Annotated in this window: 17 protein-coding genes; 5 read left to right on the top strand and 12 right to left on the bottom strand. The window is 63.6% G+C overall.

From position 1 onward, the window contains the following. Positions 1-16 precede the first annotated feature (16 nt). Together HQL44_06520 and HQL44_06515 are read right to left on the bottom strand one after the other, a co-directional pair. Positions 17-436: a transcriptional repressor gene (locus HQL44_06520; GenBank protein MBF0268228.1), complete on the bottom strand. Its 420-nt coding sequence runs from the start codon at positions 434-436 to the stop codon at positions 17-19. Positions 437-542: 106 nt separating this feature from the next. Then, positions 543-965: a MucR family transcriptional regulator gene (locus tag HQL44_06515; protein MBF0268227.1), complete on the bottom strand. Its 423-nt coding sequence runs from the start codon at positions 963-965 to the stop codon at positions 543-545. An 89-nt stretch (positions 966-1,054) separates the two neighbouring features. On the opposite strand from HQL44_06515, the gene HQL44_06510 reads away from it, so the two are divergent. Further along, positions 1,055-1,309, top strand: coding sequence for a sulfurtransferase TusA family protein (locus tag HQL44_06510; GenBank protein ID MBF0268226.1), 255 nt, complete (start codon positions 1,055-1,057; stop codon positions 1,307-1,309). Here HQL44_06510 and addA read toward each other — a convergent pair. Genes addA through tsaE form a run of 5 tightly spaced genes read right to left on the bottom strand, consistent with a single transcriptional unit; the run spans position 1,296 to position 9,736 of the window. Continuing rightward, positions 1,296-4,691, bottom strand: a complete 3,396-nt coding sequence (addA, locus tag HQL44_06505; protein MBF0268225.1) for a double-strand break repair helicase AddA — start codon at positions 4,689-4,691, stop codon at positions 1,296-1,298. The genes HQL44_06510 and addA overlap by 14 nt on opposite strands. Continuing rightward, positions 4,688-7,585, bottom strand: coding sequence for a double-strand break repair protein AddB (gene addB / locus HQL44_06500; GenBank protein ID MBF0268224.1), 2,898 nt, complete (start codon positions 7,583-7,585; stop codon positions 4,688-4,690). The genes addA and addB overlap by 4 nt, the downstream gene beginning before the upstream one ends. 3 nt (positions 7,586-7,588) lie before the next feature. Then, positions 7,589-8,293, bottom strand: a complete 705-nt coding sequence (locus HQL44_06495; protein ID MBF0268223.1) for a nucleotidyltransferase family protein — start codon at positions 8,291-8,293, stop codon at positions 7,589-7,591. Further along, on the bottom strand, positions 8,290-9,288 hold the full coding sequence (locus HQL44_06490; GenBank protein ID MBF0268222.1) for a phosphotransferase: 999 nt from the start codon (positions 9,286-9,288) through the stop codon (positions 8,290-8,292). Before HQL44_06490 ends, HQL44_06495 begins: the two co-directional genes overlap by 4 nt. Continuing rightward, entirely contained in the window at positions 9,281-9,736 is a 456-nt protein-coding gene (gene tsaE, locus HQL44_06485) for a tRNA (adenosine(37)-N6)-threonylcarbamoyltransferase complex ATPase subunit type 1 TsaE (GenBank protein MBF0268221.1), read from the bottom strand. The genes HQL44_06490 and tsaE overlap by 8 nt, the downstream gene beginning before the upstream one ends. Before the next feature lie 80 nt (positions 9,737-9,816). On the opposite strand from tsaE, the gene HQL44_06480 reads away from it, so the two are divergent. From HQL44_06480 to HQL44_06465, 4 genes are read left to right on the top strand one after another with little or no spacing between them, the layout of a single operon-like run. Continuing rightward, positions 9,817-10,215 (top strand): hypothetical protein, encoded by a 399-nt coding sequence (locus HQL44_06480; protein ID MBF0268220.1) that lies wholly within the window; start codon positions 9,817-9,819, stop codon positions 10,213-10,215. Continuing rightward, the gene (locus HQL44_06475) at positions 10,212-11,231 is read left to right on the top strand and encodes an NAD(P)/FAD-dependent oxidoreductase (protein MBF0268219.1); all 1,020 of its coding nucleotides are present in this window, start codon (positions 10,212-10,214) and stop codon (positions 11,229-11,231) included. Before HQL44_06480 ends, HQL44_06475 begins: the two co-directional genes overlap by 4 nt. 8 nt (positions 11,232-11,239) lie before the next feature. After that, positions 11,240-12,175 carry a Ppx/GppA family phosphatase gene (locus HQL44_06470; GenBank protein ID MBF0268218.1) on the top strand — a complete coding sequence of 312 codons (936 nt, stop codon included), beginning with the start codon at positions 11,240-11,242 and terminating at the stop codon, positions 12,173-12,175. After that, positions 12,172-12,840, top strand: a complete 669-nt coding sequence (locus HQL44_06465; protein ID MBF0268217.1) for an RlmE family RNA methyltransferase — start codon at positions 12,172-12,174, stop codon at positions 12,838-12,840. Before HQL44_06470 ends, HQL44_06465 begins: the two co-directional genes overlap by 4 nt. On the opposite strand, the gene HQL44_06460 is transcribed toward HQL44_06465, so the two are convergent. The 5 genes from HQL44_06460 to actP all read right to left on the bottom strand — a co-directional run bounded on the left by HQL44_06460 (position 12,841) and on the right by actP (position 18,548). Further along, the gene (locus HQL44_06460; GenBank protein MBF0268216.1) at positions 12,841-13,281 is read right to left on the bottom strand and encodes a hypothetical protein; all 441 of its coding nucleotides are present in this window, start codon (positions 13,279-13,281) and stop codon (positions 12,841-12,843) included. A 46-nt stretch (positions 13,282-13,327) separates the two neighbouring features. Further along, on the bottom strand, positions 13,328-14,023 hold the full coding sequence (locus HQL44_06455; GenBank protein ID MBF0268215.1) for a response regulator transcription factor: 696 nt from the start codon (positions 14,021-14,023) through the stop codon (positions 13,328-13,330). Further along, positions 14,016-15,479 carry a DUF4118 domain-containing protein gene (locus HQL44_06450; protein ID MBF0268214.1) on the bottom strand — a complete coding sequence of 488 codons (1,464 nt, stop codon included), beginning with the start codon at positions 15,477-15,479 and terminating at the stop codon, positions 14,016-14,018. Before HQL44_06450 ends, HQL44_06455 begins: the two co-directional genes overlap by 8 nt. Before the next feature lie 12 nt (positions 15,480-15,491). After that, positions 15,492-16,940, bottom strand: a complete 1,449-nt coding sequence (locus HQL44_06445) for a CBS domain-containing protein (protein MBF0268213.1) — start codon at positions 16,938-16,940, stop codon at positions 15,492-15,494. Between the two features lie 84 nt (positions 16,941-17,024). Further along, the gene (gene actP / locus HQL44_06440) at positions 17,025-18,548 is read right to left on the bottom strand and encodes a cation/acetate symporter ActP (protein ID MBF0268212.1); all 1,524 of its coding nucleotides are present in this window, start codon (positions 18,546-18,548) and stop codon (positions 17,025-17,027) included. Positions 18,549-18,553: the final 5 nt, after the last annotated feature.

The raw sequence follows: 18,553 nt of genomic DNA, 5'->3' as shown, positions 1-18,553 counted from the left end.
TCTTTGGCGGCCACGCTTAGGCGTCGCCGTCCTTGATGGGAACGCCAAACAGTTCCAGCCGATGTCCGGTCAGCTTGAAACCCAGACGCTTGGCGATCTCGCGTTGCAAAGACTCGATCTCGCCGCTTTGGAATTCGATCACCCGTCCCGTGCTGGTATCGATCAGGTGGTCGTGATGCTGGGTGGGGTGACGCTCGTAGCGGGCGCGGCCGTCGCCAAAATCGTGACGCTCCAGAATGCCGGATTCCTCGAACAGGCGGACGGTGCGGTAGACGGTGGCGATGCTGATCTTGGGGTCGATGCCGCTGGCCCGTCGATACACTTCCTCGACATCGGGATGGTCTTCGGCATCCGACAGCACACGGGCGATCACGCGGCGTTGGCCGGTCATCTTCAAACCCTGTTCGATACAACGTTCCTCGAGACGCGAGGCCATGTTTCCTTCGTCAATAAACGCAAACGGTCGAAGACTATAACCGAGAACCGGCCAGAAGCAAAAGGGCGCCCGCAAGGCGCCCTTCGCTCGTCATGAAACGTTAACTTCAGTCGTGGCGGCGCGAGCGCTTGCGAGGCTTGGTGCCCAGGCCGATCTTCTTGGCAAGGCTCGAGCGATGCTCGGCGTAATTGGGGGCCACCATCGGATAGTCGGGCGTCAGGCCCCAACGTTCGCGATACTGTTCGGGCGACATGCCGTAAGCCGTTTTCAGGTGGCGCTTCAGCATCTTAAGTTTTTTGCCGTCTTCCAGGCAGATGATGTAGTCCGGGGTGACCGACTTCTTGACCGGCACGGCGGGCTGGGGGCGTTCCGGGGCCGGCGCGGCGGCGCCAACATTCGTCAAGGCGCGATAGACATCGTGAATGAGACCCGTCAGGTCGTTAAGCGCCACTGTATTGTTGGAGACATGGGCCGCCACGATGCGCGCCGTCAGCGAGAGCATTTCGTTTGATTCGTTCAGACCGGACATTATAATGGCCCCTGATAATGTAGACCTAACCTCCCTACATCTTTTTTGATTTCTTGGCAACTGCAAAAGTTAGTGTTCCGGGAAAGTTTATGTCTGAAACCGCCAATGCTGATTACTTCATCGATATCACGGGCGAAGTATGCCCTATGACCTTTGTCAAAACGAAACTGAAAATAGAGCGGATGAGGCCTGGCGAAGTTTTGGAAGTTCGTCTTTGTGGTCAAGAACCACTGACGAATGTTCCACGTTCCCTCAAGGGACTGGGCCATGAAATCTTGTCTTTTCTTCCAGAGTCTTCTGAATCGCCCTTGGGCATTCACCGCCTGCTGGTCAGGAAGGCCTGATTTCCATAAGCAGCGGACCATCGGTCCACAACAGGAACGTGCGGACGGCCAGATCAGGCCAGAGCAGCCGCGCCGCAGCCCGGTACAGCGCCATCTGGCGCAGATAGGCGCCTGGAATTTCCGAAACATCGGCGGGCACGGGGCGGTTGGTTTTAAAATCGGCCACCCAGATTTCGTCCCCCACTCTGGCCAGACGGTCCACCTGTCCTGAAAGAACCCGCCCATCGACCAGCCCCACCAGCGGCGCTTCGGCCCGCGATCCGGCCCCGAACAGCGGGGATAGCGCTGTGTCCTGAAGAACCATGAGCACTTCGCTGATCAGGGCTAGGCGGGCCTCTTCGGACCAATGGGCGGCGGCATGGGCCAGATAGCGGCTGGCGGCGTTGATCCGTAGGGACTGGTCCAGATCGGGCAGGGTTTGCAGCAGGCGGTGGATCAAGCGGCCCCGCTCGAAGCGCTGGGCGTTTTGGGGATCGAGCGGCGACAAGGCCAGCGGCTCGACATAATCGGGCGCCGAAGGGATCAAGGGGCGCAGCGGCAAAGGTTCGCTGGCCACGGGCAGCAACGCCCAGTCCGGCAGCCGGCTTTTCTTTTGCCCTGTCGCCTTCTTTTCTTTGGAAATTCCCGCTTCTTCTTGCGGACATGACAGACGCCATAGTTTCTGGCCGGGCGAATCGGCATCCTGGGCAAGCCAGGCGTCGTCGGTCTCGGGGGCCTGCACGCGCAGAAAGCCCTGCTTGATCAGCGGATACCAAGCGTCGGCGGGCGCGGTTTGCGATGTTTGCCAGCCAGCGATGGTCAGCCGGTCCTCGGCCCTGGTCATCGCCACATACAGCAAGCGATGCGATTCCTGGCGACGCCGCTGCACGGCCTCTTCAGCGGCAATTGTCACGGCTTGGCACCGGTCAGCGACGCTGGGCGCCCATAGGGGCAGGCCTTCCGCGCCCTTGGCCGTCCAAACCAGGAAATCGCGCCCCTTCGAGGCCGACAGCGTATCGGGCAAAAAAACCACCGGCGCTTGCAGCCCCTTGGCGCCATGAACGGTCATGACGCGCACGAAACCGCCCGAACCCGGCTCGGGATCGCGCTTGATCTCGACTTTTCCTGCTTCCAGCCAGGATAGAAAGCCGGTCAGGGAGGGCGCATGGCTGCGCTCGTAATCCAGGGCCAGCGTCATGAATTCGTCCACCGCGTCCAGGGCCTCCTGGCCCAGGCGAGCCAACAGCGCCTTGCGCCCGCCCAGCGGCCCCAAGAGATGCGCGAAGAAATCATGCGGCGCCAAACGGGCCGCCAGGGGCAGCAGATCGCCTAGCCAAGCATGAGCGCCCTTGTCCTTTTCGGCCAGCGCCGCCCACAGGCTGGCCTTGCGCTGATGACAGGCCTGGAACAAGCGTTCCTCGTCAAAGCCCAGGAAGGGGCCTTTCAGGACGCAGGCCAGATTCAGGTCGTCCTCGGGCAGCAGGGCAAAGCGGGCCAGCGCCATCAGGTCGGCCACCGCCAGTTGGTCGGTCACCACCAACCGATCGACGCCCGCCACCGGAACGCCCAGGGATTTAAGCGCTCGCACCAGATCGGCCATGAAGCCGCCGCGCCTTTGCACCAGCACCAGAATGTCGCCGGGTTCGATAAGCCGGTCTTGCGATTCCAACCGTTCGCCGCCCACCATGGCCTGGATGCGCCTAGCCAGCAGGCGGGCCATGCGGGTCGATGGCGCATCGCCGCGCAGTCGCTCGACCGGCGGATTCCAAGGTTCCGGTTCGTCAAGCGCCCGAGGTTCCAGAGGCGGCCATAAATCCACCACCCCGCCCGCCTTCGCCCGATGCGCAAGATGGCGCTTATAGCCGCGCCCCAGATCGACCCCCGCCAGGGCCTCGCCTTCGGCGAAAACGGCGTCCACCGCTTCCAGCACAGCACGTGTTGAACGAAAGCTGACCACCAGATCGACCGGCTCCCAGCGCCCGCCGCCTTCCGGCACCTGCCTGGACAGCCTGTCTCGCATGATCTCGAAGGATGACGGGTCGGCGCCTTGAAAACTGTAGATCGACTGCTTGACGTCGCCCACCGCGAACACGGTGCGCGGCTGCACCCCGGCCCCTTCGCCCGCGAAGAATTCGTCGCACAGGCTGGTCACGATGTCCCACTGATCCGGGCTGGTGTCTTGCGCCTCGTCGATCAGCACATGGTCGATGCCGCCGTCCAGCTTGTAAAGAACCCACGAGGTTCCCTGGCGGATCAACCGCCTTGCCGCCTGGATCAGATCGTCGTAATCCAGCCTGCCCCGGCGCTCCTTGAGCCTGGCGTAACCGTCGAGAACGGCGTCGGCCAAAGTCAGCAAGGCCCCCGTCGACAAGGCCACCTTATGCGCGCGCAGTTTCTCGTAAACCGCCAGCAGGCGCGCCTGTTCGGTTAGCAGAATCTCGTCGATGCCGGGCAGGATTTCGGCGGCGGCCTTGGTCGCCATTTTCTGGCGCGGTCCCATATCCTGTTTCAAATAAGCCTGGGCGTAAGCATCGAAACCCGCCGCCCGATCCTGATGGCTTGCCGCCATCCAAATCGCCATCAGCTCGCCGCGCGCCATGTCGGTTTTCGATCCTTGCTGCAAGGCGCTTAAGGCGGCTTTCAGACCAGCTTGGTCGAAGGCGGTTTCGCGGCAGGCCGCCAACAGCGCCGTTTCAAGCGTTTCGCCCGCATCATGAAGGCCCAGATGAACGCGCACGTCTCGCATGACGCCCGAAACGCCGCCCTTGGCCGCCAGCAGGCGGGCCAGTCTGGCCCTTGCGCTGGACAATTCCTTCATCAAATCGGCAAAGCGCGTCTCGTGAATGCGCGCCGTCACTTGTTCCAGCGCCAAGGCCAAAGGTTCGTCCAGCCCCAGGCGCGCCTGGTTCAGCACGTCTTGCAGCGCTTCGTCGAGCAGCTGCGCTTGGTCGCGCTCGTCCATCACCGTGAAATGCGGCGCAATCCCCGCTTCCAGCGGAAAGCGGGCCAGCAGCGATTGGGCGAAGGAATGCAGGGTCTGGATATGCAGCCCCCCCGGCGCATCCAGCACCTGGGCGAACAAGCGTCGCGCCCTGGTCAATTGATCGGCTTGGGGCGGTTGGCCCAGCAACTCTTCAAGGCTTTTGGTCAAGTCGGCTTCGGGCAGCGTGACCCAAGACGACAACATGGACGACAGGCGGTTGGCCATTTCCGCCGCCGCCGCCTTGGTATAGGTCAGGCACAGCAGGCGGTGCGGCTTGGCGCCCGCCAGCAGCAGAGTCAGCAAGCGGTCAACCAGCACCTTGGTCTTGCCCGAACCCGCCGAGGCCGAGACCCAGGCCGAAGCCTTTGCATCGGCGGCCCTGCGCTGCTCGCGCGCCGCTTCCAAGGACAGGCCGCTCATGACGCGTCCTCTTCGCTTTGCCATTCGGGCCTGCGTTCCAGATGCGCATAATCCGACCAGCCGGGCGCTTGGCCGGGGGTTGGGCAGGCGTGATAGGGGGTTTCGGGTCTGCGATAGGCCGCCAGCAGGCCCTTAAGGCCCTTAAGGGCTTCTTGCGCCAGCGTCTCGACATCTTCCTTGAAGACCGACTGGCCGCCCCCCTTCTGCCCGCCCGACAAATGCCAGAAGGCCAGTTCCTCCACCTTGCCCTTGGGCACGTCCTTGAAGGCGCCCGCCATCAGCATCGCCGCTTCCAACGGCAATTGCGGCGCGAAACCCGCCTTCACCTGTTTCCAAGACGGCGGGGCACCCGTCTTGTAATCGATCAGCGACAGACCGCCGCCGGTCAGCAGATCGATGCGGTCGGCCTTGGCGGTCAGCGTGAAATCGTCGATCTCAAGGCTTCCCTTGCATTCGGCGAAACGCCGGCGCGCCGATGAACCGCGCTCTTGCTCAAGCCCCGCCACGAAAGCCGCCACGCTTTTGAAGCGCGGCCACCAAAAGGCCCAGATGCCGGGCCGATCCAATGTCGCCCTGAAGCAATCCTCGCCCAGGCGCAGCAACTCGCCCAGGCAATCAGCGGGCGGCGATTGCGGCCATTTCTGGACGTAAAGCTCCAGCACCTTATGGATCAGGGTGCCATAATCGGCGGCCCCCGGATCGGCATCGATGGGATCGAGCGCCTCGAGCCTTAATATCTTTTGCGCGTAAAGCGCATAGGGATCGCGCATCCAGGTTTCGATGCGGGTGACCGACAAGCTGTTTGGTCTGGCCTTTAACGGCGGGCAAGGGGCGGGCGGGCCGACGGCCAACTGACGCATGGCGTGATCAAGCGCTTCGCCCCAGGCCAGCGGCTCTTCCAATCGCCAGGCCTCGCCGCCAGCCGGACCCAAAAGGCCGGTGGCGTTCATCACCGCTTCCAGACGGCGGATGAAGCGGGACGGTTGGGTGGGCGCCCCTCCCGACCTGGCCGAACGGGTCAGGATGACTTCCGGCGCGCACAGGCCCTGGGCCGCGTCATGGGCGGCCAGGCCGATGCGCCGCTCGGGCGACAGCAACCCCAGTTTTTCGCGCATGGGACGGCTAAGCCAAGGATCGGCGGGCGGCAGGGCGGGCCACACACCTTCATTCATGCCGCCCAGAATCAGCAGATCGGCTTGTTGCAGGCGCGCTTCCAATGGCCCCCAGATATGCAGGCGCGGATGCATGCCGAAGGCGGGGCGTATCGTCACCTCCTCGAGTAGCGCATCGAACAGGGCCGGATAGGCCGCCCCCGGAATGTCAGCGCTGTCCTTTGCCGACGCCATCAGGCGGGTGATGAAATCCAGCGCCGCTTCGCCCGCCTCGCCTGCCCACAGACGCGCCGCCCCGGTCTCGCCGTCGCTGGCCGACAATCGCTCGGCCAGCAAGGCATGCGCCGCAACCAGCTCGGACAAGGGCGCCGACGGCATCTTAAGCAGGGCCATTAGCGGCTGTGCCGCCTGATCCAAGGCGGCAAGCCAATCATGGGCGGGCAGCAACGCCGCCAAGCCGGGTGCTGGGCGCGGACCTCTCAGGCTTTCGATCTCGAGCCTGCGCGCGAGGCTCCCCAGCCGGGCCGGGCTCAATCCCAGGCCAGCCAGCGGAGATTTCAGCAACGCCAGCAATGGCACGGGCGCGAAGTCTTCCGTCAGCGCCGCCAGCGAAAGGCGCAAGAACAGGCCGGGGCCGGTGGATGACAAGGGACTGCCCGCCGAATCATTGATGGCGATGTTCCAACGTTCCAGCTCGCCCTTGACCCGTCGGGCCAGATCGCGGTCAGGCGTGACCAGGGCCGCCGTCTGGCTTTTGTTTTCCGCCGCCTTGCGCAGCAAAAGGGCGATGGCCAGGGCCTCGCTTCTGGCGTCGGGCGCTTCAAGATAGAAAAGACCCTCCAGCGCTTGGGCGGGGAGTGGCGGCAGCGAGCGCCAGGCGTCGCTGGCGGCGGCGGGGCGAAAGGCCTCGCTGACCAGTTTCAGCCGGGCTGGGAAGGTGCGCGACGGCGCATCGTGCCAGGGGCGAACGGCGTCGCGCCCGATTCCCAACTCGTCTAGCAACTGCTTCATGCCGAATTGCGGATGGCTGGCGTCCAATTGTTTCCAGGCCGCCTCTTCAAGTTGCGCGTCCAAACCCGGCAGCACCACAGCACCCTTTTCAAGCGACGCCACCCGCTTCAAGAGGGCCGCGGTGGCGGGCAGACTGCCGGTGGAACCGGCTGCAATCACCGGACCGGCTGGCGGCTGGCGCTCCCAGTCCTCGGCCTGGGCCAGCAGCAGCCGGTTGCGCCGCTCTGCCGGATCGATGGCCTGTTCCTGGGCCAGCAGGCCCGGCCACAAATCGGACAACAGCCCCAGGAATTTCAGCACCTCGCCCCAGTGGGTGGCGAAATCCTCGGGCACCAGATCATTGAGACGCTCGAGCGCGATGCCCTGGGTTTGCATCTGATCCAGGAAACGTCCCAACTCGCCCGCCAGCCGGGCCGCGCGGTCCCAGGTCAGATTTTCCCTGGCCGCCATGATCAGCCGGGCCAGCAGCAGTTTTCTGCGCAGGGGATCAATGGCGGGCGGCAGGCCCGCTTCAAGGCTGGCCGAAAAGATCAGCTCGTCCTCGTCCAGATCGCCCAGCGTCATCAGGCGCGGCAACAGCAAGGCCCCGCCACCCTCCATCTCGCCCGCATGGCGCAAGAAGGCGTCCTTCAGGGCGCGGATCGAGCGGCGGGTCGGCAGCAAAACCGTGTAGTCCGACAGTTGAAGCGGATCGCGCCGGGCGCGTTCCAGCAGTCCAGCCGCCAGCACATCGACGAAGGCCAGGCCGGGCGAGATGGAATAGACGTTCATCGATTAGCCCAGCAGCTCTTGCGCCTGGGCCAATGCCTCGGGCGTTCCGATATGGTACCAGCCGCCATCATGGATCAGGCCGAACAGACGGCCCCTGGCCAGCGCCTTGTCATACAGAAGGTTAAGCGAGAAGGCGCCAGCGGGTGCCTCGTCGAACAGGTTCGGATGCAAGATTTGCACGCCCGCGAAAACAAAGGGCGCTTGCTGGCCGGGCTGCTTTCTGCGCAGGCGCTGATCCGCCTCTATGAAGAAATCGCCTGCACCTTCATAGCCGAAGGCCCCCGGCCTGGGGACAAGCAGCAGCAGCCCGTCCATCTTGTCTTCGTCCCAAGCGATGCGCAAACGTTCGAGGGCTTGGGGCGCTGCGGGCGCATCGGTCCATAAAATGTCGGCATTGGCGGCAATGAAGGCCTGTCCTTCAAAGAAGGACAGCGCTTTGGCGATGCCGCCGCCGGTTTCCAAAAGCTGACCGGTCTCGTCCGACAAAGTTATCTTGGGCTTGCGCCGCCCCGCCACATGCGAAGCGATCTTGTCGGCCAGATGATGCATGTTGACGACGCAGTCTTCGACGCCCAATGCCGCCATCTTGTCCAGCGCGTGATCAAGCAGCGTCTTGCCCGCCACGCTGACCAGCGGCTTGGGCGTCGTCAGCGTCAGCGGGCGCAGCCGCAGCCCAAGGCCAGCGGCAAGGGCGATGGCCCGCATCATGACGGAACGCCTCGCCGGTCGGCGGGCATGTGCTGGTCCAGCCAGTTTTTCAGCCCGCCCAGCGCCGGATGGGCAAGCGAGGAGTTCAGCAAACGCCACAGCCTGGGAATGTGCCCCAGATAAACCGGTTTGCCGTCGCGCTTATAGAGCCTTGTGAAAATGCCGATCACCTTGCAATGACGCTGGGCGGCCAGGATCGCCATTGATGCGTCGAAGGCTTGGCGGTCAAGCGCTGGAAAGGCCGCCAAATAACGTTGTTTCAGCCTTTCGGGCAGACCGGGGGCCAGATCGCGTCTGGCATCCTCGATCAGCGACATCAAATCGTAGGTGATGGGCCCCAGCACGGCATCTTGGAAATCGAGCAATCCGCAGGCGGCCGACTTCTGGCGGCCCTGCAGCTCCATCAGATTGTCGACATGGAAATCGCGCAGCACCAGCGTTTCCGGCACGCGCCTAGCTTGCTCGAACAAAGGCCGCCAGATGGATCGATAATCGTCGATTGCGTCCTTTGGCGTTTCGCAGCCCAGCATGGCGGGCATGTACCAATCGACCAGCAGGCAGGCTTCGGTCATCAGCCTGTCGTCGTCATAGGGGGGCACGTCGATCCTGGCCGCCGATGGATTGGCATGCAGGCCGATCAGCGTATCGACCGCCAGATCGTACAGGCGCGTCTCGCTTTCGCCCAAAGCCAACTGGCGGGTGAAGGTGGCGTCGCCCAGATCTTCGAGCAGCAGGAAACCCTTGTCGCAATCCTCGGCCAGAATCTTAGGCGCCGATAGGCCCAGCCCCGTCAGATGGCGGGCCACCAGAAGAAAGGGGCGCACGTCTTCCTTGGGCGGCGGGGCATCCATCAACATGGCCGCTTGGCCATTGCGATCAAGGCGGATGTAGTGGCGAAATGAGGCGTCGCCCGGCAGCGGGCGGCGCAGGGCCTCTGCCCAGCCCGCGCGCTTCAGAAAAGCCTCCATGTCCTGGCGGCGCGAGTCATCACTCATTGAAACCACCCCTCAGCCGCTCGTCCCAGCCGGTCAGCCTAGCCCGCCTGCAAGAAGGATCATCGGCGAATCCGATCTCGACCTGCAAGGCGCTGGCGGGCAGCAAGACGCCCAGGCGCTCGGGCCATTCGACCAGGCTGACCGCGTTGGCGAAAGCCTCTTCGATGTCCAACTCCCTGGCGTCTTCGGCCCGCTCCAGCCGATAAAGGTCGAAATGCCAGCATTCGCCGCGCGGACCCTCGTATATTTGCGCCAAGGTGAAGGTGGGGCTGGGCACGTCTTCATTGCTTCTGCCGGTATAGGCGCGCACGAAAGCCCGGGCCAGCGCCGTTTTTCCCGCCCCCAACCCGCCCCTTAGAGCCAGAACGTCGCCCGGCTTGGCCAGGGCGGCCAAGCGTTCTCCCAAGGTCGCGGTGGCGGTTTCGCCGTCCAGATCGATCACCAGCATGCCAAGGTTGTAGCCAAGCCCGCGGCGGCGGGCAAGCAGGTGATGAATTCTTGACGGAATGCGGCTAAACTTGATCCGTCATGCACCCATATAACGCCAAACTGCGCCGCGCCCAGAGATTTCGCTACCTTGCCATGGCGGCAGGCCTGATCTGGGTCCTTTTCATGGGCTGGAGCGAATTTTACGTGCCCAGCCATGAAGCCTATTTCGAGCAGCAGCGCTACAATCGCAAGATTGATGAATGCCGGGGCGAGCGTTCCAGCCAGCGCTACGACTGCCGCGAATCGCTGATCTTGTCGAAGCTGCGCGGCGAATTCTACGACTGGACCGAACGTTTCGTCATCGTTTTCGCCCCGCCCTTGCTGCTGATCTGGCTGGTCACCAAACTGGCCATGCCCAAGCGCCCGCCGCCCGGCGGCCTGTTTCGCAATAAGCCCGAACCGCAAAGACGCAAAACGGGCAGCGAGGAAGAGCCATGAGCGAAACCTTTCCGGGAGCCATCGTGGTTGGCGCTGGACCCGCAGGCCTGTTTGCCGCCTTCGCCCTGGGCATGGCGCGCATGAAGGCGCTGCTGGTCGATGCGTTGCCCGAGCCGGGCGGGCAATGCGCCGCACTCTATCCCGAAAAGCCGATCTATGACATTCCCGCCCAGCCGACGATCCTGGGCGGCGAACTGATCGACCGTCTGGTGTCGCAGGCGGAACCCTTCGACCCCGCCTATCACATGAACCAGCGCGCGGAGAGGCTGCTGGCCCATGAAGGCGGCTGGCGGATTGAGACCCAGACCGGCCTTGTCTTGTCCGCCCCCGCCGTGATCATCGCCTCGGGAGCCGGAGCCTTCGGCCCCAAGCGCCCGCCCCTGGAGGGCATCGAAAGGTTCGAGGGGATTTCCGTCCATTACATGGTGAAGCGGGCCGCCGATCTGGCGGGCAAGCGCATAGCCATCGCGGGCGGCGGCGATTCGGCGGTGGACTGGGCCATCTTGCTGGCCAAGACGGCGGCCAAGGTCTGGCTGATTCACCGCCGCCCGCAATTCAGGGCCGCCGGATCAAGCATCGATGCGCTGATGGCGCTGGTGGCCGAGGGCAAGATCGAACTGGTGGCTCCCGGCCAGTTGGCCGAATTGCGAGGCGAGTCAGGCCATCTGTCCGAAATCGTGATCGACGATCTGGCGGGCGGGCGCAGAAGCCTGGATGCGGACAGACTGCTATGTTTCTTCGGCTTGCTGGGCGACCCCGGCCCCGTGGCAAGTTGGGGGTTTGAAATGCAAAAGGGGCGCATCGTGACCGACCCCGCCACCATGGCCACCAGCCTGCCCGGCGTTTTCGCTATCGGCGACATCGCCAGCTATCCCGGCAAGCTGAAACTGATCCTGACCGGTTTCGCCGAGGCCGCCTTGGCGGCCAGAAGCGCCTACGGACATGTTTTTCCCGGCCAGTCCTTGCATGAAGTCCATTCCACCAGCCTGGGCCTTCCTGGTAAGACAGGCCCATGAACGGCCCCATGCTCGCCGCCCTCGATCTGGGCACCAACAATTGCCGCCTGCTGCTGGCCCGCGCCATGGGCGAGGGGCGCTTTAACGTGGTCGAGTCCTTTTCGCGCATCACGCGGCTGGGCGAAGGCCTGTCGGCCAACGGTTATCTGAGCGAGGCCGCCCAGGCGCGCACGCTTGAAGCGCTGGACCACTGCGCGCGCCTGATCGCCAAGCGCGGCGTTGAACTAACGCGCCTGGTGGCGACGGCGGCCTGCCGCCAGGCCAGCAACGGCCAGGCCTTCATCGGACGCGTGGCCCAAGAAACCGGGCTGAAGCTCGACATCATCAGCAGCGACGAGGAAGCCACGCTGGGAGCGCTCGGCTGCCGGTCGCTGCTGGACGCCAGGACGCGTTTCGCGCTGATCTTCGACATCGGCGGCGGCAGTACGGAAGTCACCTGGGTCGATCGCGAGAAAAGCGAAAATCACGGGGTCGTGGCTTGCGATTCCCTGCCCATCGGCGTGGTCACGCTGTCGGAGCGCGCAGAAGAAGCGCGCAACCAATCTCTGGCCGCCATGCGCTCGCGCCTGGAGAATTTCGAGCGTCGCCACCGCCTGCGCGATAGTTTGCTAAGTGGCGAGGCGGGCATGCTGGGCACGTCGGGCACCGTGACCACCATGGGGGCCGTTCACCTTGGCCTGGGCCGCTACGAGCGCAAGCGGGTCGATGGCTTGATGCTGACCCTAAGCGAGCTGCGGGCGGTCAGCGAACGGCTGACGGCCATGTCGCAACTTGAACGCGCCGCCCATCCTTGCATCGGACCCGAGCGCGCCGACTTGGTACCGTCGGGCATCGAGATATTCCGCATCCTGCATGACCAATGGCCTGCCCCCGTGCTGGGGATCGCTGATCGCGGTCTGCGCGAAGGCCTATTATGTCTTTTGGCTGATGGACTTACGGCATGAAGCAGAATCTAAAATCGAAGAAAAAGCGCACCTTGTCGCAACGCCAATGGCTGACCCGCCAGATCAACGACCCCTATGTCGAGGCGGCCAAGCGCCAGGGCTACCGTTCCAGGGCGGCCTTCAAGCTCGAACAATTGGACGACAAGTTTCACTTTCTTAAAAAGGGAGCGCGGGTGGCCGATCTGGGCGCCGCGCCGGGCGGCTGGACGCAGGTGGCGGTGGCGAGGGTCAAGGCCGGGGAGCCGGGCGGCGGCCTGGTGGCCGGTCTCGACATCCTGCCCATGGACCCGGTGCCGAACGCCGAAGTTCTGCTGGGCGACTTTTTGGCCGAGGGGGCCGAGGAGCGGCTGAAGGCGGCCCTGCACGGACCATGCGACGTGGTTCTGTCCGACATGGCCGCTCCCACCACCGGCCATGCGCCGACCGATCATCTGCGCATCATGCATCTGGCCGAGACGGCGCTTGAATTCGCCCTTGGCGTTCTGGCGCCGGGGGGCGCCTTCGTGGCCAAGCTGTTTCAGGGCGGGGCGGAAAAGATCCTGCTCGACCGCATGAAGACGAATTTCGCCACCGTGCGCCACGCCAAGCCGCAAGCCAGCCGCCAGGATTCCAAGGAAACCTATGTCGTGGCGATGGGTTTCAGGGGCGAGCCGAAGAAGGCTTGATCACTCCCAGCGCATCGCCATGACATTCATGCCGAACAGCAGCCAGTTGGCGGCCAGGACGATATCGAGCCAGACGCGCCAGTGACGGCTTTCAGCCAGACGCGCCAGAACCAGCAAGAGCGGGCCGACAAGGATCACCAGGCTTGGCAGATAGCCGGTGACCAACAAGAACAGCTTGATGGCGATTTCCCACCAGGAGCCGTCGAAGGCGAAGAGCACGGTGCTTGCCGTCCGGCTGGCGTATTTCAGCGGCGAATCGATCAGGATGCTGAAGAAGTACGAGATCTGCAGCTGGGTGACTTGCTGCCAGACGATCAACGCGTGCAGGGTCAGGATCGAGAGGCCGATGCCCCGCAGGATTTTTTCGATGCGTTCGCGACAGGGCTGATCGGTGTCGCCGTAAACCAGTCGCTCGAAGAGCAAGATGAATTGCCGCCGCATGCCGCCCCCCTCTTCCTTGCAAGCCGACAGCTTAGCAAAGGAACGGCTAATCGTCGATCCGGCACAGACGGTAACCAACGCCCGACACCGTCACCAACAGCCTGGGACGGGCGGGGTCGGCTTCGAGCTTCTGGCGCAGGCGGCCCACGAAAACCCGCAGGTAATGCGTATCGTTCAGATGCGCGGCCCCCCAGACCTCTTTCAAGATCATCTGATGGGTGATCACCTTGTCGGCATGTTGGGCCATATAGCGCAGCAGGGCGAATTCGCGCGGCGACAAATGGATCGTCTTGCCGTCGACGGTAACGACATGGCGAACCAGATCGATGCGAAGCGCGCCGCTTTTGAAGACGGGATCGCTTCCCTTGGCGACGATGCCCTGGCGCAGCGCCGCCCGGATGCGGGCCAGCAGCTCGCCCATGTCGAAGGGCTTGGCGAGATAGTCGTTGGCGCCCAGATCCAACAGATCGATCTTGTCCTGGGCGGCGCTTTTGCTGGACAGAACGATGATCGGCACCTGCGACCAGCCCCTGATTTCCCTGACCAGATCGGCGCCGTCGGCGTCGGGCAGCATGAGATCCAACAGCAGCACGTCGGCGGGCTGGGCGACCAGCATGGCCAACCCCTCGCGGCCGGTTTCCACGGCCGTCACCTCGAATCCATGCGCCTCCAGGCCGGTCTTAAGAAAGCGGCGCAGTTGCGGATCGTCCTCGATGACGGCGATTCTGCGCGGGTCAGTCATCCATCGTCTCCTCGCATGGGGCCTGCTCAGTCATCATGAATCGCAGGCGGATGGTCAAGCCCTGTCTTTGCGCGTCGTACTGGGCCGAAATCTCGCCCCCATGCGCGTGCATGAAGGCTCGACAGATCGACAGGCCCAGGCCAGACCCTTTTTGTTGGTCGGGCGACGGCCCGCGATAGTATGAATCGAACAGGCGTTCCAGGGCCAAGCCTTGCGGCAGTTCGGTTTCGTTGAAGACGCTGGCCGTCAGTTCCTGACCGGCGACGCTGGCCCTGACTTCGATCAGGCCGCCGGGCGGCGAATATTTGGCGGCGTTTTCGAACAGGTTAACGAAAATGCGTTCAACCAGCATGGCATCCAGCCACAGCAGCGGCAAGCCGGCATCCATTTTCAAGGCGACAGGCCGGCCCTGCAACACCGGCTCGGCGGCATCGAGCGCCACCGAAACCGTGTCGGCCAGATCGACCCAGTCGCAATTCAGCTGCAAGGCGCCCGCCTCGATGACCGTCGTGTCCAGCAAGTTGCGCACATAGCGGCTTAGGCGCCTGGATGCCTGCATGATGGTCGTCAGTTGATCGCGTCTGGCCTGTTCGTTGAATTCCGCCTCGCCCGACAGCAGGCTGGAAGCGGCCCCCATGATCGAGCCGATCGGCGTTCGAAGATCGTGCGAGATGGAATTCATCAGCGCGCGCCTTAAACGTTCGCCGTCGGCCAGCAGGCGCGTCTCGGCCATTTCTTCCGTGAGCGCTATGCGCTCCAGCGCCAGCCCCACCTGCTCGCCCACCGCCTCGTGCAGCAAGTTCTGGTCGAGCGCCTCGGATTCTTGCGGCGCATTCTCGAACACCAGCGCGCCCCAGATCTTGCGCGGCGTTTTCAAGATTACGCTGTGGCAGGCGGGCGGAATTTCGATCTCCTCGCCTTCGAGCATGCGAACGCGCTGGCCAAGCAGCCTGGAAATGTCCTGCTCCACCAAATCGACCAGCTCTTCGCGCCGCATGACCTTGGCCAGGGTTTGATTGACTTCGAACAAGGTGTACAGCGCCTTTGCGGTACGGTCGGCCAGTTCGCCGTGCCAGCGCTGACGCTCCTTTTCCTCGCGCAGCTTGGCCGCCAGCGTGCTGGTGGTCATCGCGACCAGGATGAAGACGAACAAGGTGATGGCGTCGCGCGTGGTGTCGAATCCGAAAGCCCCTTGCGGTTCGAAGAAAAAGAAGTTGCTGGCCAGCATGCCCGCCACGGCGGCGACGCCGCCCGCCAAATGGCCGAAGGTCAGGCCCGCCCAGACGACGACGATCAGGAACAGCATGGTCACGTCGCTGCCGGTCAGGTGATCGCCAAGAATACCAGCAGCCATGCCGGTTCCGGCCAAGGCCGCCAGGGCGGCGAGCACGCCGGTCAATCTGGCGCCATAGGATTGTTCCGGCGGCGAGACTTCTGGCAAGAGGGGAGGTGGCATCCGGGCGCGCCTTCAATGACCCAGCAGATGGGCAATCATCGACTTGGTCAATTTCAGATGCTTGAAGCCTGTCTTCAGTCGGTTCAGCTGCGAGCGTTTGAAACGCGTGGGATCGATTTTGGAGGAGGCTGGACGGCCTTCCGACAAGTCGAACAGTTGCTGATCGAGCAGGACGGACAAGAACAGCTCGTAGATGTCGCGGGTTTCCGCCGCATCGCTTTCCTCGATCTTGCCAAGCGAGGCCAGACCGGCCAGGCGCGCCGCCGTGCCGTTGGCGTCCACACCGGCTTTCAAGCTCATGACGCGCGCGGCGTTGACGATGGGCAGCAGGCCATGCAGCTTGACGGCAAGGCGTCCGTCTTCGAGATCAAAGCCGCCCAGAACGCCCAGGGGCGGTTCGGCCCGTTCGACCTCGTTGGCCAGCATGCGCAGGAAGAAAGGCGAAGCGCCGGCCGTGGCCAACGCATGCGCCTTCAGCGAAGCCGCCAGCGTCACGTCGCCGAAAGCGGGCGCGAAGTCGAAGAAGATGTCGACGTTCAGCATGGTTTCCGGCATGGCCTTGTCGACCCAGCGGGAAATCTCGATCTTCCAGTCGGCGAGCGGACGGCGCCAGAAGGCTTCGCTGGCCATCACCTTGCCTTGGCAGTAAGGGATGCCGGAATCGGCCAGCAGACGGCTGACGCGTTTGCCGAACTCGGCGAACCAGGCGTCGTGCTCTGGCCCGCCGTCGAAAATCAGGGCGGTGTCCTGATCGCCGCCCAACAGGGATTCGCCGCGCCCCACCGACCCCAGAGCCAGCAGGCAGAATTTGACCGGGGCCTGACCCCATCCGTCGTCGGCCAAGGACTGGACGGCCAGTTCGCTGGCGCGGGCCACGATTCCCTTCAAGGTCGAGGACATCACCGCCGCGATTTCCAACATTCCCAACCCTTCGGCCAGCAGATGGCGCGCCAGTTCAGGCAGCGCCATCTTGACGCGGTACAGATCGAAGGCGTTCTGCGCCGTGGCGACGCCGTCGGCCAGCAAGATGGTCTCGCGCGAGCGCAGTTGCAGCAGCGCGCGGCCCGTGACCATGCCGATGGCCTTGCCCTCGCAATCGACCGCCACCAAATGCCGAACGCCCAGCCGGGACATGCGCCCCAGGGCGACATGGACGAAATCCTTGTCGGCCACCGTTTGCACCGGGCGCGACATCACGTCGTGCACGATCAGGTCCAGCGCCGCCTTGCCCCGATGGGCGATGGCGTTCACCAGATCGCGCTCGGTCATCACGCCGATGGGGCGGTCCTCTCCGTCCACCACCACCAAGGCGCTGACGCGGGCCTTGGCGATCCGCTGGCAGGCCTCGCCCAGCGAGAGCGAGGCTGGGCCGGTCAGCAAGGGGCGGTTCATCACCTCCGCCACGCGGTGGCGATAGGGGAAACTGTCCAGTTTGGAAAGCGGCGCGGTGTCGATGAGCATGGCCGTAACCTAATGTCTTGCCGTTGAAATGAAAAGGGCCGGGCGACAAAGCCACCCGGCCCCCGCATCATGAGCGATCAGTCCTCAGTGGTAGCCATCGGCTCCCATCAAGGTGCGGTGCTCGACTTCCTTGAAGCCTTCCTCCGCCGACTTTTCAGGGGCAAGCAAGGAAACGATGGCTCCGATCAGAAAAGCCCCGGTCATGGTGACCAGACAGGGGTTCTTCAGCGGGAACAGCACGCTGGCCGGATCGTTCTTCAACAGATCGACCTGAATGGTCGGCCCCAGATAGATCAGCACCAAGGTGCCGATCGAGCCGAACAGGATGCTGGTGACCGCGCCTGCCGTGGTGAACTTCTTCCAGAAGATCGACATCACCAGGGCCGGGAAATTGGCCGATGCCGCGATCGAGAAGGTAAGGCCCACCATGTAGGCGACGTTCTGTCCCTCGAAGACGATGCCCAGAAGGATGGCGCAGATGCCCAGGATGATCGATGCGATCCTGGCCACTTTCAACTGCTCGCTTTCCGAGGCATGGCCGCCCTTGACGACGTTCACCCACAGATCGTGCGACAAGGCGGCGGCGCCCGAAAGCGTCAAACCGGCCACCACTGCCAGAATGGTGGCGAAGGCGACGGCGCAGATGAAGCCGAAGAAGGCGTCGCCGGCCAGCGCCTTGGCCAGCAGCGGAGCCGCCATGTTGCCGCCGCCGCCCGCCGCCTTGATGCCATCCATGCCCACCAGCACCATGGCGCCGAAGCCCAGGATGAAGGTGATCAGGTAGAACGAACCGATCCAGATGGTCGCCCATTTCACGGATACCCGCGCGTCCTTGGCCGACGGCACCGTGTAAAAGCGCATCAGAATGTGGGGCAGGCCAGCCGTGCCGAACATCAGGGCCAAGCCCAGCGATACGGCGTCCCAGGCGCCGGTCACCACCTTGGTGCCGGGTTCCAGCACTTTCTGGCCGTACATTTCGGAGGCCTTGGCGAACAGGTTCAGGGGATTGAAATCGAACTGGGCCAGAACCATGATCGCCATGGCGGTGGCGCCGCCCAGCAATAGGCAGGCCTTGATGATCTGCACCCAAGTGGTGGCGATCATGCCGCCGAACAGCACGTAGATCATCATCACCACGCCGACGATGGTGCAGGCCAGCTTGTAATCCAGGCCGAACAGCAGCTTGATCAGCGTGCCGGCGCCCACCATCTGAGCGATCAGATAGGTTAGCACCACCGACATCGTGCCGACGGCGGCGGCGATACGGACGGGTTTTTGCTTCAGGCGATAGGCCACCACGTCGGTGAAGGTGTATTTGCCCAGGTTGCGCAAAGGCTCGGCGATCAGGAACAGAATGATCGGCCAGCCGACCAGCCAGCCGGTGGAATAGATCAATCCGTCAAAGCCGTTCAGCGCCACCAGGCCCGCGATGCCCAGGAAGCTGGCGGCGCTCATATAGTCGCCCGCCAGGGCCAGGCCGTTCTGAAAGCCGGTGACCGAATGTCCGGCGGTATAGAAATGCTCGGCCGTTTTCGTGCGCTTGGCCGCCCAATAGGTGATGCCCATCGTCGCAGCGATGAAGAAGAAGAATAAGAGAATCGATTCCATGTCGG

This window comes from Alphaproteobacteria bacterium, from assembly GCA_015231795.1.
Taxonomy (GTDB): Bacteria; Pseudomonadota; Alphaproteobacteria; order Rhodospirillales; family WMHbin7; genus WMHbin7.
Note: the sequence above shows the minus strand (reverse complement) of the source record. Positions and strands in the feature narration are given on the sequence as shown.

What these genes read in the sequence shown, in the direction of transcription:
- HQL44_06520 (MBF0268228.1), bottom strand. Translation starts at nt 436, where the DNA reads ATGGCCTCGCGTCTCGAGGAACGTTGTATCGAACAGGGTTTGAAGATG.
- HQL44_06515 (MBF0268227.1), bottom strand. Translation starts at nt 965, where the DNA reads ATGTCCGGTCTGAACGAATCAAACGAAATGCTCTCGCTGACGGCGCGC.
- HQL44_06510 (MBF0268226.1), top strand. Translation starts at nt 1,055, where the DNA reads ATGTCTGAAACCGCCAATGCTGATTACTTCATCGATATCACGGGCGAA.
- addA (MBF0268225.1), bottom strand. Translation starts at nt 4,691, where the DNA reads ATGAGCGGCCTGTCCTTGGAAGCGGCGCGCGAGCAGCGCAGGGCCGCC.
- addB (MBF0268224.1), bottom strand. Translation starts at nt 7,585, where the DNA reads ATGAACGTCTATTCCATCTCGCCCGGCCTGGCCTTCGTCGATGTGCTG.
- HQL44_06495 (MBF0268223.1), bottom strand. Translation starts at nt 8,293, where the DNA reads ATGATGCGGGCCATCGCCCTTGCCGCTGGCCTTGGGCTGCGGCTGCGC.
- HQL44_06490 (MBF0268222.1), bottom strand. Translation starts at nt 9,288, where the DNA reads ATGAGTGATGACTCGCGCCGCCAGGACATGGAGGCTTTTCTGAAGCGC.
- tsaE (MBF0268221.1), bottom strand. Translation starts at nt 9,736, where the DNA reads ATGCTGGTGATCGATCTGGACGGCGAAACCGCCACCGCGACCTTGGGA.
- HQL44_06480 (MBF0268220.1), top strand. Translation starts at nt 9,817, where the DNA reads ATGCACCCATATAACGCCAAACTGCGCCGCGCCCAGAGATTTCGCTAC.
- HQL44_06475 (MBF0268219.1), top strand. Translation starts at nt 10,212, where the DNA reads ATGAGCGAAACCTTTCCGGGAGCCATCGTGGTTGGCGCTGGACCCGCA.
- HQL44_06470 (MBF0268218.1), top strand. Translation starts at nt 11,240, where the DNA reads ATGCTCGCCGCCCTCGATCTGGGCACCAACAATTGCCGCCTGCTGCTG.
- HQL44_06465 (MBF0268217.1), top strand. Translation starts at nt 12,172, where the DNA reads ATGAAGCAGAATCTAAAATCGAAGAAAAAGCGCACCTTGTCGCAACGC.
- HQL44_06460 (MBF0268216.1), bottom strand. Translation starts at nt 13,281, where the DNA reads ATGCGGCGGCAATTCATCTTGCTCTTCGAGCGACTGGTTTACGGCGAC.
- HQL44_06455 (MBF0268215.1), bottom strand. Translation starts at nt 14,023, where the DNA reads ATGACTGACCCGCGCAGAATCGCCGTCATCGAGGACGATCCGCAACTG.
- HQL44_06450 (MBF0268214.1), bottom strand. Translation starts at nt 15,479, where the DNA reads ATGCCACCTCCCCTCTTGCCAGAAGTCTCGCCGCCGGAACAATCCTAT.
- HQL44_06445 (MBF0268213.1), bottom strand. Translation starts at nt 16,940, where the DNA reads ATGCTCATCGACACCGCGCCGCTTTCCAAACTGGACAGTTTCCCCTAT.
- actP (MBF0268212.1), bottom strand. Translation starts at nt 18,548, where the DNA reads ATGGAATCGATTCTCTTATTCTTCTTCTTCATCGCTGCGACGATGGGC.